The following is an 18220-nucleotide window of genomic DNA, read 5'->3' as shown; positions in this document are numbered from 1 at the left end:
AGCCTACGCATAAGTTAATCAGCGTGTTGTATATATATCGTTTGATCCACCGCTTTTAATATATCCTTTAGCAAATCTTTACGGAACGGTCGTTTATGCTCGGGAAGCGGACGATGTTACCCGCGATTTAAATTTTTCTCCATGCAGAACCTCTCGGATACCTACAACGCCCTCAGCCGCCAGGTCGCCTCTTCGGATGCCCGGCTGATCGCGGTAACCAAGACCCATCCCGTTGAAAAGATCCGCGAGCTCTACGAACTCGGGCACCGGGACTTCGGAGAGAACCGGGTCAGCGAATTGGTGGAGAAGCACGAGCAACTACCCAAAGACATCAACTGGCACTTTATCGGCCACCTTCAGCGCAACAAAGTCAAGAACGTCGTACCGATCGTGTCGCTGATCCATTCCGGCGACAGCCTCCGATTACTCCGGGAACTCGATAAACGCAGCGATGACTCGCGGACGGATGTTCTTTTGCAGTATCACATCGCGGATGAGGAAAGCAAGTACGGTCTCACCCGGGAATCGGGTCAGCAACTGCTGGCGTCCATCCAGGAGGACCCCCTGCAACACGTTCGGATCGTCGGCGTGATGGGCATGGCCACCTACACCGACGATGCGGAGCAGGTAGCCGGGGAGTTTCGTACCCTGCACGAAATATTTTCCGACCTGAAGACGAATCATTTTCAATATGATCCGGCCTTTACGGAAATCAGCATGGGAATGTCCGGCGACTACGAAATCGCGCTCCAACAGGGCAGCACCCTGGTGCGCATCGGGAGTAAGCTGTTCGGCGAGCGCCCTACTAACTGACCGGGGCCGTCTAACCAAAACGCCAGGCTAGTACCCTACTCTTTTTGTTCCCTTGTTCCATTGGGATGATGCGCACTTCCCCCGCGCCTACCCTTTCCAGTTCCGATTGCGCTGCGTCGAGGTACCCTCGCTTGGACACCAGCGTGGTGAACCACTCGATTTGTGAACCGAAAGCCGGGCTTTCCCGGATCATGTCCCGTAAAAATCGCCGCTCACCTCCCGGGGTCCAGAGTTCACTGTCCGAGCCCCCGAAGGAAAGTCCGCTATTTTGGCGTCCGAGTTTCGTCCACTTTTTCCGCCCGGCCGCTTCGGCATCCCCCCGGCTCTCGTAGAAGGGCGGGTTGCACATCGTTGCCCCGTACCGCTCCCCTTCCCGTACTACCCCCCGGAAAATACTTCCCGGATCGGATTGGCGACGTACGACGATGTATTTCTTCAACGGCTCATTCATTCGGGCAATAGCACTGGCTACCTTCACCGCCCGCTCGCTGATATCCGTACCGACGAAGTGCCAACCGTATTCCATCACTCCCAGCACCGGATAGATCAGGCTCGCTCCCGTGCCGATATCGAGTACCGTTTCCGGATTGTCGGTCAGGTCGGCCAACGCGTGGATATAGTCGAGTCGCCCCGGCAGAGGTGGCACCAGGTGCCCCTCCGGTACATCCCAGTGGCGAAGCCGGTAGTCACGCCGTAGCAGCGTTCGGTTGAGCAATAAAAGGGCTTTGCGCTCGGTGAAGTCCAGGGAGGTCTTTCCCGCCGGCGTGGTGATGGTGAATTCCGCCAAACCGGGCTCCAAGTGAAGGAGTTCCTGAAAATTGTGTTTGTCGCGGTAGCGGTTTCTGGGATGCACCTAAATTTCTTGTAAGGGGGGTGAGGTGATCGGAACACGTGGCAGCCATAGCTGTTCTTGCACTACTTACAAGCGCTATGAAAATTTACCACTGTGGCCACTGCCACTACCCCGTTTACTTCGAAAACGTAGTCTGCAACAACTGCGGTAACTGGCTTGGCTACTCCAGTGAGGACGATCGGATGCTGGCCCTTACCCCGGGGCAGACCGAATGGAATCTTTCGACTGGCGGACAGTCGCCCATCAAGTACTGCAACAATCACCAGCACGAGGCCTGTAACTGGATGATACCCAGCTCGGACCCCACCGGATTGTGTGACGCTTGCGACCTCAACCGCACCGTCCCCAACCTGAGCGACCCGGAGAAGCTGCGCGAGTGGCAGGAGTTGGAACAGGCCAAGCATCGGCTGGTCTACGCCCTGTACCGACTCGGATTGCCGGTACGCGACAAGATGACTCACCCCAACCGCGGGCTGGCCTTCGACTTTCTGGCGACCGAAGATGCGGACGAACCCGTCATGACCGGACACGATGAGGGGCTTATTACCCTGAACGTGAACGAAGCCGACTCCGTGAATAGGGAAGCGACGCGCATCCAAATGCACGAAAAGTACCGCACCCTTATCGGCCATTTCCGCCACGAGGTAGGTCATTACTACTGGGACCACCTGGTAGCACCCAAGCCACAGGTACTTGAGGAATTTCGACGGCTGTTCGGGGACGAGCGTGCGGATTACGGGGAAGCCCTGGAACAACACTATAAGGACGGTGCGCCGAATGGTTGGGAGAGGAACTACATCAGTGAGTACGCTACGATGCACCCCTGGGAAGACTGGGCGGAAACCTGGGCGCACTACCTGCACCTGATGGATATGCTGGAAACCGCTTACGCCTTTGGCATGACCGTCAATCCACCCACTACTCCTGACGTGATTATGCGGGTAGAAGCCGATTTCAACCCCTACCAGCAACGGGATATGGAAAAGATTCTAAAGGCCTGCGTACCGCTGACCTTTGCCATCAACAGCCTGAACCGCGGCATGGGGCGACCGGACCTGTATCCATTCGTGATCAACGACTCCGTGCGGGCGAAGCTCGAATACGTGAATCGGGTGATCGCTGAGGCCAGAAACAACTAACTCGCTCAATCCACGTCAATACTCACGGGTAGCACCGCCCGGGTCGGGCAGAATTTGCCGTCATATTCGCCCGGTATCCAGGCAGGCATGGACCGGAACAAGCGCAGCACTTCTTCGCTTTCGCGTGGACTGCCCCGTAGGACCTCCAGCTCCCCCAAAGAGCCATCGCGTTGGATTACGAAGGTGACCAATACGCTGTTCTCCACGTTAAATTTTTGAAATTTCAGCGTATAGGGAGAATGATAGGCCAGGTACAGCGCCATACGGTTCATGGCACACTGTCGCATACTCAGATCGTCGAGCATGTACTGACAGCCGGGATACATGGGGGTTTGCCAGAGGCTGTCGGCATGTATCGCTTTTTCTTCTTCAGTGGGCGGGGAGCCTTCTAATTGATAGAGCTTAACGCTTTTCGCGGCGGACAACTCCGCGTAGGTGAGCATGTATGCCCTTGCCCGGGACGGATGAAAATCATCCTTACTGATATGCATACCGCTTGGGGCGTACCACTTCCACTTTCCCTTCAGTTTACCCTCGAAGAAGAAACCCGCCCCCATTTTTTGTCCGCTCGCGTAGTACATGATGTAGGGCCCCGAAAGCACGTTGTTCACGTAATTCGCCCTGGTATGCACCTTCCCATTGTTATAGAAAGTCACTGCCGGACCGGTTTTCCGGTGCCGCCGCTTATCGCGATAGCGGGTGTAGGCGATTATACGGCCGGTTTCAGGGTGATGGGTACGCTCCACGTAGTAACCGTCCGATGTGATGAAGACGGTGGTGGTGCCGGTCGTGTCGATCACCCGTTCGCTGGAATCGGATTCCGTTGCCCACTTCAGCGGTGCCGTCGTCTGCTGTTGACCGACTAAGACACAAAAGGGCAATAGCGAGGCCAGGCCAAAGCAATATAGCCGGATAAACGGGGTGCCAATAAGCTTGGGCAAGGTGGGTTATCTTTCCGATGTAACGTTATGTCCGTAAATCGAGCGCATCGACTCGGTGGATTAACTTGCGTGCCATGGAAACGATCACCCTTTCGGGACTCACGACCTTCATCCGCCGCGTATTCGCCCTTAATCTGCCGGAGCCGATATGGATATCCGCGGAACTGGCCCAGGTCAGCGAATCGCGGGGCCATACCTGGCTGACGTTGGTGGAGAAGTCGGAGGAGAACGATACGGTGGTCGCGCAAATGGACGCGGTGATCTGGTCCGGCACGCGGAAGAAAATCGAAAAGGTACACACCAGGAAATTGGTTCGCGGCGTATTGCAGGAGGGTATGTCGGTCCGACTCCGGGTAACCGCCAGCTTTCACGAACGCTACGGCCTGAAGCTGGTGGTAGAAGATCTGGATCCGGAACATACACTGGGGGCCCTGGAGCAACGTCGTCAAGCTACGCTGACGGCGTTAAGCGCGGATGGACTGCTGGACCGGAATGCCGCGCTTGCCTTACCCCCCGTGCTGCAGCGACTGGCCATCATCAGTTCGGAGACCGCCGCCGGTCTGGCCGATTTTCAACGGCAGGTATCGGAGAATCCTTACGGCTACGTCTTCCGGCAGGAGCTGTACCCGGCCGCGATGCAGGGCGCGGCAACCGCAGAAGAGGTCATTACCCGCCTTCGCCAAATTAAGCGAAGGCGGTCGGAGTACGATGCCATCATCATCGTGCGGGGAGGGGGTGGCAAGACGGACCTGGCCGCCTTCGACGACGAGCTACTCTGCCGGGCAGTAGCGGACGCCCCCTTACCGGTACTGGCGGGCATCGGGCACGAAATCGACGATACCGTTTTGGACCGGATCGTCCACCGCAGCCTAAAGACGCCGACCGCCGTGGCCGCTTATCTGATCGATCAGATGCTGCGCGCCGAAATGCAGGCCCTTCAGCTCGGTCGCGCCATACACAACCGTGCGGAGCGGATTATCCACTCCGAAGGGGAAAAGCTGACCCTGGCAATGAACGAGGTTGACCGAAAAGCCCGCTACAGCCTACAAACTGCCTACCTGCGCACCGCCGCCATGGAAGAAAAGCTACGTAGCCTGCGCGAAGCCGGACTGCGCACGGCGGCCGTGCAACTGGACCACGCAGAGAAGTTATTGACGGCCCTGCGCCCCGAAACGACGCTGGCGCGGGGGTACGCCATGGTGGTTCAGGACGGCAAACTTATTACCGATGCCGCGGCAATACACCCCGGCGAGGTGGAAATTCGCCTGCGTAAAGGCAAGGCGCGCCTGCAAAAAGGTTAACGGCCGAAGCCGATTGATTTTTTACCCTCCTTGCTGCTTCGGTACAGCTCGGCCATCCGGATGGCGGTGACCGCGGCTTCCACACCCTTGTTGCCGTGCTTGCCGCCGGCGCGGTCCAGCGCCTGCTCCTGGGAATTGGGCGTGAGCACCCCAAAGATGAAGGGCTGTCCCGTAGCGATGCTCAGGTTGACCAGCCCCTGGCTGACGGCATTGTTGATGTACTCGTCGTGCTTGGTCTCTCCCTTAATGACGCAGCCGAGGCAGATAACGGCATCGAGCTTTTCGCGCCCTGCCAGCATCCGGGCGGCGGCGGGCAGTTCGAAGGTACCGGGAACCTGTACGGTATGAATCTTGTCTTCGGTGGCCCCGTGCTTCTGCAGGGTTTCGAAACAACCCGCGTAGAGGGCGTGGGTGATGTCGGCGTTCCAGTCGGCCACCACGATGCCGAAGCGCATGGGGGCGGCGTCGGGCAGGCTGGATTCGTCGTACGAACTGAGATTTTTGTGTGCGGAGGCCATCGGAGATTTTTCAGGGTATACAATCCGGCCCGGCGGGCGGTTGCCTAATCGTCACCGAAGGGTAGCCGATCGACGTCGACGTTCCCGCCCGTGAGGATCACCCCGATCTTCTGCTTACGGAAGCGTTCGGGGTGTTTCAGGATCGCGGCCAGGGGTACGGCGCAACTGGGTTCCACGATGATCTTCATCCGCTCCCAGATCAGGCGCATGGCGGCAATGATCTCCGCCTCCTCGACCAGATAGATTTCCTTCACGTAGCGGTGAATGATGTCGAAGGTCCGTTCCCCCAGATTCGTTCGAAGTCCGTCGGCCACGGTCAGATTCACCTCGTTGCTTTCGATCCGACCGCTCAGGATACTGCGGGCGGCATCGTCCACCGCGGCGGGCTCGGCGGCCACCACCACGGCCCGGCGGCTGAAGTAGCGGCCGGCGAGCGCCGTCCCCGACAGCAAGCCGCCACCGCCCACCGGGGCAATGATGGTGTCGAGCACCACGTCGGTGTCCTCGATGAGTTCCATGGCACAGGTTGCCTGCCCCGCGATGACGCCATAATCGTCAAAGGGGTGAATAAAGGCCGCTCCGGTACGGGCCACGACCTTATCGAGGGCAGACTGCCGTTCAGCCGGCGTGTTATTACAGAAGGTAATCTCCGCACCGTAGCCCTTCACGGCAGCCACCTTTACACGTGGGGCATCGTGGGGCATCACGATATAGGCCGGCACGCCGAGCTGTTGGGCCACCCGGGCCACCGCCTGGGCGTGGTTACCGCTACTGTGGGTGGCCAGACCCCGCTCGCGCAGCTGCGGGCTCAGGCGGAGCGCCGCAGATGCCGCCCCCCGCATCTTGAAGGCCCCAATGCGCTGAAAATTTTCGCACTTGAAAAACAGGGATGCCCCGGCCTTCTCGTCAATGCTGGCATTGGTGAGGATGGGCGTACGGTGTACAAAAGGATGGATGGCCTCGTGGGTGACCAGCAGGTCGGCCTGGTTGGGTACCTGGTAAAGGGGGGGGAGTTCGATCATGCTACTGGTTGGCGAGCCAAGTGGTTACTTCCTCTAACCAACCGGATACCGGGCCGGGGCGTTCGCGGGCCGAGCCGAAACCGTGACCACCGGTAGCGTAAAAACGCATATCGGCGGCAACGCCGGCATCGATCAGGGCACGGTAGTAAGCAAGGGAGTTCTGCGGCGGGACGCCTGTATCATCCGAAGCGTGAATAAGCAGCGTCGGCGGCGTGAGACTATCCACGTTTTCCGGCAGATTGTAGTAGGCCAATGCCTCGTCGTCGGGTTCCGGTCCCAGCAGGTTGTACTGACTTCCCCCGTGCCCTTCCCGCTCGCGATTCATAAGCGTCACCGGGTAAACCAGTACCGCGAAATCCGGCCGGCTGGATACGCCGTCAACTTCCTCGCTATGTACCGAAGCCGAACCGCTGAGGTGACCACCGGCGGAAAAACCCATGATGCCGACTTTATCGGAGGCATACCCCAGCGAGTCGGCCAGGGTACGGACACGCCGCATACCTTCCTGGGCATCGGCCAGTGCGGCCTCGGACTTACAATCCCCCTCCAGATGCATCGGCAGCCGATGGCTTAGGACAAAAGCGTGGTAGCCGCGCGCACTGAGCGTTCGGGCGATATCCACTCCCTCGTGGTCCCATGCTTCGACGGCATAGCCACCGCCGGGAACGATCATGACCGCTTTGGCCGTGCTGGCCCGGGGCACCGGCGCGTAATAATGTAGCTGGGGAATGCCAACATTCGTCACTACCCGGCCGATCAGTGAATCCACCCTGTCGGTGGTCGGTCGGTCGGTCAGACACGGTACCGGGCCGGTGTATACGGGCAGGATGGTATCCTGCCCGGTGAGCGAACCACACAGCAGGAGAAGAAAGAAGATGGTACGCATGATCTATCGCTTGGTGTATCCCGAAGCGGTACGTTCCAGGATGTACGGCCCTACAAAGCCGAGGGCCGTCGCTTGTTCGCGTACGTATTCCGCCTGCTGGAGGGTGCTGATTTTGTCGATGTAAAATACGGTAAGCTGGCCGCGGCTCTCCGAACCGAGAATCCCCAGCTCCCAGGCTTTTTCCCGGTTAAAATTCTGCGGCCGGCTGAAGGCACCCAGCTGTACGCGGTACTCGCTCAGCCCTTCCTCCGGGGCCTTCGTGGCCGTGCGCTCGGCCGGCGCGGGTGCGGGTGTAGTTACCGCAACGGGCTGGCTTGCCGCGGTGGGTGTCGGCTCGGTACTGCCCGGAACGAATTCCACCACGAAACTGCCCGAGTACCCTTTCCGTCTGGCCTCCTGGGCTACCTGCTCCGCCTGCCGGCGAGACGCAAAGTAGCCTATGCGTACCCGGCGCCGATTGCCATCCCGTTCGACCTGTAGATTTCCAAGCATGGCGACGTTTTCAAACTCGGCGATAGTGGGCTCCACCAAAAGGCTGGCAATCTGTACCCCGAAATTGCCCCTTTCCTCGGGAGCTTCCGAAGCAACGACGGGCGAGTCAGCCGACTGGGGGGACAGGCCGGTCGTGCCAAAGATCTCCGTCTGCTCGCTGCCCTCGGTGACAACGTCAAACACCATGGTCTCATAACCCGGTGCCTCTACGGTGACCTCGTAATCGGTAAAGGGTTCCACCGAGGCATAGTAGGCGCCGTAGCTATCGCTCCAGGTCGAAGCCTCCTGTCCGGTGCTTTTTTTGATCACCATTACGTCGGCATCGATGACGGGTGCTTCGGTCGTCACATCGTTGAGGTAGCCCCGCATCGTGGACAGCGTCGGTGGCTTGACGGGCAGGACACCCGCCTGGGTGGGCGCGGCCGGTCCGGTAGACGACAGATCGGTTCCCTCCTCCGCCCGTGAGGTCAGGTCGGTGACCTGCTCCTCCGGCATGATGTAGTAGATATCTTCCAGGCCGCCGGTGAATCCGTTGCGGTTGGAGGTGACGTAGCCGGTGCGGGAATTCCGGTCGAATACGAAACCGAGGTCGTCCCGGCTACTGTTGATCGCCGATCCCAGGTGATACAGCGTGATGGGCTTGCCGGCCGCCAACTGCGCCCGAAAGGCATCGTAGCCACCCAGGCCGTGGTGCCAGTTACTGGAGAAGAACAAGCTGTGGCCATCCGCGTAGGGGGTAATTTCATGGCCCCGGCTGTTGACTACCGGCCCCAGGTTTTCGGGGATGGGCTGCCAATCATTCCCCTCCAGCCGGGCGCGATAGATGTCGTAGCCGCCGTAGCCGCCGGGCCGGTCGCTGGCGAAATAGATGGTCTGGCCATCGCGGCCGAACGTCCCGTAACCGGTGCTGTAATCACTGCCGTTGAAGGGAAGGGGACGTACGTTGCTCCACATACCGTCTTCGTTTACGTCGGCGATCAGGAGGCTCAGCGTGGGGCCGGCCTCCGGAATTTGCCGGGTTCCCGGCGTAAAGTTGTTACGGGTAAACACGACCCGCCGTCCGTTAGGACTGTAGTGTACCGGACCGATCTGGCTGCCGTCGGTCGGGACGTACCCGAAAGTGAGCATCGTGGGCTCGCCGAGTGCCCCGTCGGACATAACCTCCGCCACGTAGGGACGATTGATCACCACGCCGGCAAAGTCAGGGTGGGTGCGACCGCTATTAAAGAGCAGCTTTCCCTCCTGGGGGATGCTGGCACCAAATTCGGGGGTTTCGGTATTGATGGTGAGTTGCTTCGCTACAAAGCCGGCGTTCTCCTCCCGCTGACGCTGCGCGAAGGTGGCGCTGGTGATGAAGTGGTTGCCCACGGTGGGATCTTCTTCCCGCGCGTAGGCCTGATACAGCAGCTGGGCGCCCTCGTACATGCCCAGCCCCCGCAGGGTGTGGGCATACCCGAGCAGGGTTTCCGGTTGCACCTTACGGTCTTTCATGGCCTGGCTGTAGTAGATCCGGGCCGTGTCCAACTCATTGACCATCCGGTAGGCCTCGGCAATCTGCGCCAGGGCATCGTAGTCGTCAGGCCGCTGCGCAAGCGCCCGCTTGAAGCTTTTGATGGCGGTGTGGTAAGCGCGCAGCTCCATTTCTTTTTCCGCGGCCTGCATGTCGCTGCGGAACTGCGCACCAATTGGCCAGCTCAGAACAATCGCTGCTACGCAGAGCAGCGCATGAGTTAGTTTGTTCATAAGACTAAGGTAAGCGTCTATATCAAATCCGCGGGTTCCCACCAGAAAGTTTGGGCGGCGAGCGCAGGTATAATGCTGATCACTAAACCAAAAACATTTGGTACCAGTAACCCTAACATGCCAAACAAACTTCCACCACCGGCAAATCGACCAATGATCGTAACGGCTTGGATCAAACCCGAGGATCTTGATCTATTTAACCGGCTGCGGGCCGCGTTATTTCCCAAGGAGCGCAATTATTTAAGCGCGCACGTGACGCTCTTCCATCATATACCATCTGCTGTGCGTCAAGAGTTTATAGCTGATTGCCACGATCAATACTCCGGCCGGCCACCCCTGACCATGCACGTAAAGGCTCCGTTCCTACTTGGCGGCGGAGTAGCCTATTCCCTTGAATGCGAAGAACTTAGCCGTATTCGAGCGAAGTTGCGCGAGCAGTTTGCACCGGTTCTGACCGCCCAGGATGACCGCCCCTGGAACCGACCGCATATTACCGTCCAGAACAAAGTAGATCCCGGCGAGGCCAAACGAACGCTGGCCCACCTCCAACCGCGCTTCGAGCCGTGCACGATTGAAGCAAGGGGATTATCTTTTTACCGCTACGACGGGGGCCCTTGGCACCTCCTTGACCGGAGGCGGTTTGCCGGGTAGCTTGCTACCCGCCCCGGGATTAGCCGACGGCCGCCGAAGAATCGGCTACCTTTGTCGAAAAGAAACCCGATGACCGTAGACGATGCCCTAGTATTACGCCTGGCTGATCTGTCAAAGCTGGCGATCGCGCCCGATAAGGTTGATAAACTGCGGGTGGATCTGGAAAATATCTTGGCAATGGTGGAAAAGCTGAACGAACTCGATCTGGAAGCCGTGGAGCCTTTACGCTACGTAACCGACGTAGAACAAAGCCTGCGTGCCGACGTGATGGGTGAGCACCTGGACCGCGCTACCGCGCTGGCCAACGCGCCCGACAGTGACGAGTCGTTCTTTCGTGTACCCCGCGTTATTAATCACTAATCTACTACCCTATGTCTGCCGTCATCGATATCTCCAAGCTCACCAAAACCTATATCATGGGGCAGACCGAGGTCAGGGCCCTGCGTGGAATCGACCTGCAGATACAGACCAACGAGTACGTTGCCCTGATGGGACCGTCGGGGTCGGGCAAGTCCACCCTTATGAACCTGCTGGGTTGCCTGGATACCCCGACATCCGGTAACTACCAGCTGGACGGCCGTGACGTCAGCCGCATGGATGACGCGGAACTGGCCAACATCCGCAACGAAAAAATTGGCTTCGTCTTCCAGACCTTCAACCTCTTGCCGCGGCAGACTACGCTCGAAAACGTCGCGCTGCCCCTCGTTTACGCCGGCTACGGTAAAGGGGAACGCCAGAAGCGGGCCGCCGAGGTGCTGGCTTCGGTGGGACTGGGCGACCGCCTGGACCACCGGCCGAACGAACTCTCGGGCGGTCAGCGCCAACGCGTAGCCATCGCCCGGGCCCTGGTCAATAATCCGGCCATCATACTGGCCGACGAGCCGACGGGTAACCTCGACACGAAAACCTCCATTGAGATCATGGAGATCTTCGAGGAAATCCAGGCCCAGGGGAACACCGTTATCCTGGTTACCCACGAGCCGGATATCGCCGAGCACGCCCACCGGATCGTGCGCCTGCGCGACGGAGAAGTGGAAAGCGACGAGCTAAACGAGCACATCATTCGGGCCAGCGATCCCACGCACCGGTACAATCAGGCCTGACATACTATCTTTGCGCGCATATTGGGCGGCTGAAAGTTGTCGTCCACCGTATCGATAGTATATATGAACCAACGTACGATAGCCAATACCGTATCCCTCAGTGGAGTCGGATTGCATACCGGACAGGAAGTAAACCTGGTGTTCAAGCCCGCCCCGGAGGGCCACGGCGTCAAATTCAAACGGGTGGATCTCGAAGATCAGCCGCTGATGAACGTGGACGTAAATCGCGTGGTTAGCACCGAGCGGTCCACGACACTCGGCAGTGGGGAAGCCACCGTCTCGACGATAGAGCATCTACTAAGCGCCCTTTCCGGCCTGCAGGTAGATAATGTCCTGATCGAAATTGACGGCGGCGAGGTACCCATTCTGGATGGCAGTGCCAGTCTGTTCGTAGAACGCATCCTCGAAGCCGGTCTCACGGACCAGGACGCTCCCCGCGACTACTTTGTCGTCGAGGAGCCGATCACCTTCCGTGATGAGTCGACCGGCTCGGAAATCGTCGCCCTCCCCTACGACGGATTCGAGGTCGTGTCGATGATCGACTTCGACAGCCCGGTGCTGGGCCAGCAGTACGCTACCCTGCGCGGGTACGACGACTACGCCGAGGAAATTGCTCCCTGCCGCACCTTCGTCTTCCTGCACGAACTGGAAACCCTTTTCGAACACGAACTGATCCGGGGAGGCGACCTGACGAACGCCATCGTCATCGCCGACCGCCACGTTCCCCAACCCCGGCTCAACGCCCTGGCGCAGAAGATGGGTAAGGAGACTGTCGAGGTGACCGAGCAGGGCATCCTCAACACCCTGGACCTCAAGTTCCACAACGAGCCCGCCCGCCACAAGCTGCTGGACGTCATGGGCGACATCAGCCTGCTCGGCGTGCCCATTCGCGGCCGTATCCTGGCCACCAAGCCCGGTCACCGCGTAAACGTAGCCTTTACCAAGCTGCTGAAGAAAGCTTACCTCGAGCAACGACGCCTCAAGGGGCGCCCCCGTTACAATCCGAACGACGAGCCGGTATTCACCACGGAGCAGATCCTGGAGGTGATGCCGCACCGGTACCCCTTTCTCCTGATCGATAAGATCATCGAGATGGGCGATAACCACATCGTGGGACTCAAGAACCTGACCTTCAACGAAGCCTTTTTCCAGGGTCACTTTCCAAGTAACCACGTTATGCCGGGCGTACTGCAGATCGAGGCGATGGCCCAAACCGGGGGATTGCTGGTGCTTACCCAGCAGGAAGATCCCGGCAACTGGGATACCTACTTCCTCAAGATCGAGAATGCGAAATTCAAGAATTTCGTCGTCCCCGGCGACACCGTCTTATTCAAGATGGAACTGATCGCACCCGTGCGCCGGGGCATTTGCCAGATGCGCGGCACGGCCTACGTAGGCAACAAATTGGTGTCCGAAGCGGATCTAGTTGCGCAGATCGTTCGAAGAACCTGATCCCAACCCGCCTGCCCTAGCCCGTTTCTTTCAACTTATCAAACCGATTCATGTCCATCCATTCTCTAAGCGTCGTCCACCCAAACGCAAAAATTGGCGCCGGCGTGACCGTAGGACCATTCACTACCATCGAGGAGGACGTGGAAATTGGTGAGGGCAGCGATATCGGGCCGAACGTAACCGTCTACAGTGGTGCCCGTATCGGTAAGAACGTACGCATCTTCCCGGGGGCGGTGGTTGCGGCCATCCCGCAGGACCTCAAATTCCGCGGGGAGTTCTCAACCGCGGAGATCGGCGACGGGACGACCATACGGGAATTCGTGACCGTCAACCGGGGAACGGCCGCCGCCGGTACCACACGGATCGGAAAGAATTGCCTGCTAATGGCCTACGCCCACGTTGCCCACGATTGTATCCTGGGTGACAATATCGTCATCGCCAACAATGTCAACCTGGCGGGGCACGTCGAGCTGGAAGACTACGTCATCATTGAGGGACAGGTAGGCGTGCAGCAATTCGTGCGCATCGGTCGGCACAGCTTCATCGCCGGCGGCAGTCTGGTACGGAAGAGCGTCCCGCCCTACATCCGCGCGGCCCGTGAGCCGCTTAGCTACATCGGTGTCAACCGGATCGGGCTTCAGCGGCGGGGATTCACCATCACGCAGATCAATGCGATCCACGAAATCTACCGGATCCTGTTCGTAAAGGGGCTGAATATTACGAACGCCGTTACGGAGATCGAGGCTTCCGTTCCGGTGTCGGAAGAACGGGACGAGGTGATTGCCTTTATCAACGCGACGGAAAAGACCGGTATCATCCGCAGTTTCCAGGCGCTCGACGATGGCAACTAAAGAGGCATCGATGACCGTCCGCCTCGATGAAGTATCCAAGCGCTTCGGACGGCAATGGATCATTAAGCAACTGAGTACGGATTTCGTGTCGGGCCGGACCTACGGGATCAGCGGCCGCAATGGCTCAGGGAAATCTACCCTGCTGCGCATGCTTGCCGGCCAGCTCAGCCCCAGCCGCGGTCGGGTCAGTTACACCCTGAATGGCCGCACCGTAGCGCCGGACAAGATTTACCGCTACGTCAGCTGGACGGGACCTTACTTTGAAATCGTCGAGGAGCTGACATTACTGGAAATGCTCACTTTCCACTTCGAGCTGAAGTCGGCCCGTGCCGGGCTGGACGCCGCCTCCATTCTCGATCGCACGGGACTCACCGCCTACGCACAGCGCCCGCTGCTGGATTGCTCGAGCGGCATGCGGCAGCGTATCCTACTGGCTACGGCCCTCTACGCCGATACACCGCTGCTCCTGCTGGACGAGCCCACCGTGACGCTGGACGCCACCGCTGCAGGCTGGTTCGCGGAGGAGTTGCGACAGTTTTCCGAAAATCGGCTGGTAATTATAGCCAGCAATGACCCCCGCGACCTCGCCAGCTGCGAACAGGTGACCGATTTGTAGCTTTTTAATTCGGATATTGTGAACGCCCCCTGGCGACTTGCCCTATGCTGTTCAGTTACGCGGACAAAAATACCCCATTCACCCTAAGCCCCGAAAGCCTCGACTGGCACCTCGGAAAGGGGTGGTACCGCATGGGCTCAACCATTTTTACCACCCACTTCCTCTTCTTCAAGAACCGGCCGTATTCGGCCATCTGGATCCGGGTGGACCTGAAAGGGTTTGCATTCTCAAAGAGCCAAAGAAAGCTGATGCGTAAAAACGCACAGCTCTTCGACGTACGAGTAGCTCCCCGCACGATCGACGAAGAACGGGAAGATTTGTACCGCCGGTACGCCGATGACTTTGATGGCCGGCTCTCCCCGACGATCGCCGACAGCCTGGAAGATTACGATAACGAAGTGGTGTTCAATACCTGGGAAACCACGGTACGCGAAAAGGTGAGTGGTCAACTCGTAGCCTGCAGTTACTTTGACATAGGTAGCGAGGCGGCATCAAGCATTCTGGGCATCTACGATCCTAAACTGCGGAACTTCAGTCTGGGCTACTATACGATGCTACTGGAGATGGAATACTGCCTGGCCCGTGGGTTCCGCTATTATTATCCCGGCTACGTGGTTCCGGGCTATCACCGCTTCGACTATAAGCTCCGGCTCGGGGATGCCCAGTACTACGACGTACGAGAAGACGCCTGGCTCCCCTACCGCGAATTCGATCCTAAAACGGAAGCTCCGGTGGAAGCCCAGGTCAGGGCACTGACGGACTTCGTGGACGCCTACAATAGCTTCGGCAAGGATGTTAAGCTTAAGGTGTATCCCCTATTCGAGGCGGGGCTGTACGATATCTGGAACGATGACTACTTCCCCTACCCCTACCTGGTCCCACTCACGGGTAAGGCGGGTACCCCGTCGGTGGTGGTGGCCTTCGATCCGAAGACGCGGAACTATATCGTGATGGAATGCCGGCACATGGTGCAGACCCAGTTGCTATTCAACGCCGAATATTTGCAATCATTCGAGGCCGCAAATTTCGTTACCGACCTGCTGGCCGTACGGATGCTACTGAATCAGGGGCGGCAGCTGGATTCAGTCGTCAAATTCTGCCTAAACCTTCGGTAGCTCGGGCATCTTGCAGTCCTCCTCGGGGCGCTTCCCGCACACATCGCAGTTGCCTACTTTATTCTTGAGCATGGGGTTATTGCTGGCGCAGGTACCCCGGAACTCGTCGCCGGTGATCAGGTGCCGGATGTTGATGAGCACAAAGCTCAGGGCGAAAACGCCAAAGATGATCGCGAAAAGAACAAGAAAATTCATCGAGTTGATTTGGGGGATGCCCGTAAAACACGCTCAGCTGTCGATGGTTGGACGGGCAATGGCCTAACTAAAAAAGAGGGTTCGGGCCGAAGCCCAAACCCTCCAGAAAAACACCTAAAACCCATACTCTTTATGTGCATGGCCTACCGGCCATCACGTCAATAGCGCGCCCCTACGGATGGGACGATGCTCCTTTTCGACGCGGAACGGACGGTGCGGTCACACATTCTATTTTCTTTGGTACTTCAAGTTCGGCAACCTCACCAATTAGCGAGGTTAATAGTACATACGTCTAAAACTAAGGAAACTGTTTACAAGTCTCCTTATTTAAGACTATAAAAGTAAAAAAAATTTGGATACCACAAACCCCTCCTCTCCCCCCATGTTGTGGTCGCTTGCCTGGCAGTTACTTGGCAAGGCCGCGGAATCCGGTGACGGAGCTCTGGCTACACCAAGCATCAGTACGGTAGCCTCCCTACAGGTAGCCCGGCCCCGGGTCGTTGTTTTACGGAAAGCGGACGACCAAAATTGCGTGCTGACCTGCTACACCGACCGGCGATCCGTCAAGGTGGACCACCTGAACAAGGGCTCGGAATTTTCCTGGCTCGGTTGGGATCGGGAGGCCAGCGTGCAGTTCGTCGGGGGTGGACCGACCACGTGGGCATCCGAAGCGGAGCACCGGAAAATCTTTGCGCAGCTCCCTAAACACTCACGGAAGGCCTATGCAACCGTTTCCCCGCCGGGTAGCCCATTACCGGATGCCGGAACGGGCTTACCCAGCCGATGGGAGGATATGGATGAGGCTGAAACGGACTACGCTCTCGCCAATTTCGGGATCCTGAAGACCCGACTGCGGTGGGCGGAAGTGCTCAAACTAGACCGGGAGGGAAATACCCGCCTGGCCGCCAACCGTTCGGACGGTGACGAGTGGTCCTTCCAGTACATAGTTCCCTAGATGGAACGACAGCGGCCGAGCCAATCCTGACCGCGCAGGTCGTTGACGGGCGGCATCTTGCCGATGGCCATCAATTCATTCACCGCCGCGACGTCGCTGTCGCGTTTCACGCCCAGACAGGCTTGTACGTGGCTGTCTTTTACGTAAAAGGCCAGGAAGGGTCCTTCTCCCGGCGTGCCGTCGAATACGATATCGTCGTAGTCGGTTCCGTGGCCGACGTAGCGTAAGTTGGTTCCCTGCTGGTTCGTCCAGAAGTAAGGCACCATCAGGTAGGGTTCGGACTTCCCGGCCATATTACGACCGGCAACGCGCCCCTGCTGCCCGGCAACTTTCCAGTGCTCGATGCGCACCATTCCCTCGCGGTCCGGATAGGTGGCGATGTCTCCGGCGGCCCAGGTCCCATCACCGTGTACGGCGAGGTGACCGTCGACGGTCAAGCTGTGATCGTCGCGGAAGGCGATGCCCTCGACGTATTTCGTTGCCGGCTGGACGCCGATGCCTACGACGACGAGGTCCGCCGGTAGTTCCTTTCCGTTATCCAGGACCACACCGGTAACGTGACCGTCGCGACCCTTAATTTCCTCCACTTTACTTTCTAGTTCGAAGGTCACGCCGGCCTGGTCGTGCAGATCGCGGACGAAGAGACCCACCTGCTTACCGAAGACCTTCTCAAAGAGAACTTCCTCGGGAGTGACGACCGTGATCCTGGCGCCGCGCTTACCGAGGCTCATGGCGGTTTCCAGCCCGATGAAGCTGCCGCCGATGATGACCACCTCCGCCCCCTCACCGGCCTTTTCCCGGGCGGTCAGCGCATCCTGTGCCTCCCGTACCGAGCAGACACCTTCGAGGTCGGATCCAGACACCTTCAGTTGCCGGGGTTTGGCTCCGCTCGCGAGGAGCACGCGATCGTAGGTGATGGTTTGCCCATCGGACAAGGTGAGTTCGTTCCCCTGCACGTTGAGGCTCCTTACCTGCGCTCCGCCGCGAAAATCCACACCGATCTTTTGGTAGAATTCCGCATCGCGGAGGGGGAGGGTGTACACCGAGTCGTCACCCTGCATGAACGCCTTGCTGACCTTCGTACGGTCGTAGGGGGGCAGCTCTTCCTCACTCACCATCAGAATGGATCCTTCCGGGTCGTTGGCGCGAATGGCTTCTACGCCGTAAGCGGCCGCCGTTCCCCCGCCAACGACGGCGTAGGTATAGTGATCCGAGGATGATGCGTTACCGGTGTAGGCTTCCACCAGTTTTTCGGGGCCGTTCTGGTCGACCGGCTTATCGCTGACGTGAATCTGGTCATCCTTGATCGTTACCTCGAAGCGGGGCAGGCCGTCCATACCCGGGGCTTCCAGTTGTTCGCCGGTGCGGATATCGAAGCAGGCGTGGTGGAAGGGGCAGCGGAGGCGGTGCTCGCAGAGGGAACCACCGTCCAGGGGCAGCTGATAATGGCTACACTTGTTTTCGACCGCGTAAATCTCTCCCTTCAGATTGGCCAGCAGGACGTCATAATCACCGACTTTGGCTTTATGCAGGTGGCCTTCGGGCAGTTGGGATAGGGATAGTACGGGTGTCAT

19 protein-coding genes are annotated in these 18220 nt (G+C 58.6%); 11 read left to right on the top strand and 8 right to left on the bottom strand.

The genetic code is table 11. The annotated features are described in order from the left end of the window. Positions 1-141 precede the first annotated feature (141 nt). The gene (locus DRW39_RS20675) at positions 142-813 is read left to right on the top strand and encodes a YggS family pyridoxal phosphate-dependent enzyme (protein ID WP_116108997.1); all 672 of its coding nucleotides are present in this window, start codon (positions 142-144) and stop codon (positions 811-813) included. A gap of 10 nt (positions 814-823) precedes the next feature. Here the strand turns inward: DRW39_RS20675 and rlmF are convergent, their stop codons facing one another. Continuing rightward, entirely contained in the window at positions 824-1666 is an 843-nt protein-coding gene (gene rlmF / locus DRW39_RS20670) for a 23S rRNA (adenine(1618)-N(6))-methyltransferase RlmF (RefSeq protein WP_116108996.1), read from the bottom strand. 77 nt (positions 1667-1743) lie between these two features. Here rlmF and DRW39_RS20665 point away from each other — a divergent pair, with 77 nt between their 5' ends. Then, complete coding sequence (locus DRW39_RS20665; RefSeq protein WP_116108995.1) at positions 1744-2805, top strand: putative zinc-binding metallopeptidase; 1062 nt, start codon at positions 1744-1746, stop codon at positions 2803-2805. A 5-nt stretch (positions 2806-2810) separates the two neighbouring features. Here DRW39_RS20665 and DRW39_RS20660 read toward each other — a convergent pair whose 3' ends face one another. Beyond that, positions 2811-3746: a hypothetical protein gene (locus DRW39_RS20660; RefSeq protein WP_116108994.1), complete on the bottom strand. Its 936-nt coding sequence runs from the start codon at positions 3744-3746 to the stop codon at positions 2811-2813. Positions 3747-3820: 74 nt separating this feature from the next. Here DRW39_RS20660 and xseA point away from each other — a divergent pair, with 74 nt between their 5' ends. Beyond that, positions 3821-5047, top strand: a complete 1227-nt coding sequence (gene xseA / locus DRW39_RS20655) for an exodeoxyribonuclease VII large subunit (RefSeq protein WP_116108993.1) — start codon at positions 3821-3823, stop codon at positions 5045-5047. On the opposite strand, the gene ribH is transcribed toward xseA, so the two are convergent. From ribH to DRW39_RS20635, 4 genes are read right to left on the bottom strand one after another with little or no spacing between them, the layout of a single operon-like run. Continuing rightward, on the bottom strand, positions 5044-5565 hold the full coding sequence (gene ribH / locus DRW39_RS20650; protein WP_116108992.1) for a 6,7-dimethyl-8-ribityllumazine synthase: 522 nt from the start codon (positions 5563-5565) through the stop codon (positions 5044-5046). The genes xseA and ribH overlap by 4 nt on opposite strands. Before the next feature lie 44 nt (positions 5566-5609). Further along, a complete protein-coding gene (locus tag DRW39_RS20645; protein ID WP_116108991.1) occupies positions 5610-6587 on the bottom strand; it encodes a threonine/serine dehydratase in 978 nt (325 codons plus the stop codon). A 1-nt stretch (position 6588) separates the two neighbouring features. Next, positions 6589-7473: an alpha/beta hydrolase gene (locus tag DRW39_RS20640; RefSeq protein WP_116108990.1), complete on the bottom strand. Its 885-nt coding sequence runs from the start codon at positions 7471-7473 to the stop codon at positions 6589-6591. 3 nt (positions 7474-7476) lie between these two features. Next, entirely contained in the window at positions 7477-9708 is a 2232-nt protein-coding gene (locus DRW39_RS20635; protein WP_116108989.1) for a carboxypeptidase regulatory-like domain-containing protein, read from the bottom strand. Positions 9709-9780: 72 nt separating this feature from the next. Here DRW39_RS20635 and DRW39_RS20630 point away from each other — a divergent pair, with 72 nt between their 5' ends. The 7 genes from DRW39_RS20630 to DRW39_RS20600 all read left to right on the top strand — a co-directional run bounded on the left by DRW39_RS20630 (position 9781) and on the right by DRW39_RS20600 (position 15496). Then, positions 9781-10359 (top strand): 2'-5' RNA ligase family protein, encoded by a 579-nt coding sequence (locus tag DRW39_RS20630; protein WP_116108988.1) that lies wholly within the window; start codon positions 9781-9783, stop codon positions 10357-10359. Positions 10360-10428: 69 nt separating this feature from the next. Then, positions 10429-10719, top strand: coding sequence for an Asp-tRNA(Asn)/Glu-tRNA(Gln) amidotransferase subunit GatC (gatC, locus tag DRW39_RS20625; protein WP_116108987.1), 291 nt, complete (start codon positions 10429-10431; stop codon positions 10717-10719). 11 nt (positions 10720-10730) lie between these two features. Further along, positions 10731-11462 (top strand): ABC transporter ATP-binding protein, encoded by a 732-nt coding sequence (locus DRW39_RS20620; RefSeq protein ID WP_116108986.1) that lies wholly within the window; start codon positions 10731-10733, stop codon positions 11460-11462. A gap of 63 nt (positions 11463-11525) precedes the next feature. Beyond that, a complete protein-coding gene (locus DRW39_RS20615; protein ID WP_198664970.1) occupies positions 11526-12914 on the top strand; it encodes a bifunctional UDP-3-O-[3-hydroxymyristoyl] N-acetylglucosamine deacetylase/3-hydroxyacyl-ACP dehydratase in 1389 nt (462 codons plus the stop codon). A 50-nt stretch (positions 12915-12964) separates the two neighbouring features. Then, positions 12965-13765 (top strand): acyl-ACP--UDP-N-acetylglucosamine O-acyltransferase, encoded by an 801-nt coding sequence (lpxA, locus tag DRW39_RS20610; protein WP_116108985.1) that lies wholly within the window; start codon positions 12965-12967, stop codon positions 13763-13765. 10 nt (positions 13766-13775) lie between these two features. Next, positions 13776-14381 (top strand): ATP-binding cassette domain-containing protein, encoded by a 606-nt coding sequence (locus DRW39_RS20605; RefSeq protein ID WP_157976277.1) that lies wholly within the window; start codon positions 13776-13778, stop codon positions 14379-14381. Between the two features lie 44 nt (positions 14382-14425). Further along, a complete protein-coding gene (locus DRW39_RS20600) occupies positions 14426-15496 on the top strand; it encodes a GNAT family N-acetyltransferase (RefSeq protein ID WP_116108983.1) in 1071 nt (356 codons plus the stop codon). Here DRW39_RS20600 and DRW39_RS20595 read toward each other — a convergent pair. Continuing rightward, the gene (locus tag DRW39_RS20595; RefSeq protein WP_116108982.1) at positions 15482-15691 is read right to left on the bottom strand and encodes a hypothetical protein; all 210 of its coding nucleotides are present in this window, start codon (positions 15689-15691) and stop codon (positions 15482-15484) included. The genes DRW39_RS20600 and DRW39_RS20595 overlap by 15 nt on opposite strands. 352 nt (positions 15692-16043) lie before the next feature. On the opposite strand from DRW39_RS20595, the gene DRW39_RS20590 reads away from it, so the two are divergent. Next, complete coding sequence (locus DRW39_RS20590) at positions 16044-16646, top strand: hypothetical protein (RefSeq protein WP_157976276.1); 603 nt, start codon at positions 16044-16046, stop codon at positions 16644-16646. Here the strand turns inward: DRW39_RS20590 and DRW39_RS20585 are convergent. Further along, positions 16643-18220: an FAD-dependent oxidoreductase gene (locus DRW39_RS20585; protein WP_116108980.1), complete on the bottom strand. Its 1578-nt coding sequence runs from the start codon at positions 18218-18220 to the stop codon at positions 16643-16645. The genes DRW39_RS20590 and DRW39_RS20585 overlap by 4 nt on opposite strands.

Origin of the sequence: Lewinella sp. IMCC34191, assembly GCF_003390935.1 — a bacterium.
Taxonomy (GTDB): Bacteria; Bacteroidota; Bacteroidia; order Chitinophagales; family Saprospiraceae; genus Neolewinella.
The sequence above is the reverse complement of the archived record's forward strand: the minus strand, read 5'-3'. Positions and strand labels throughout refer to the sequence as shown.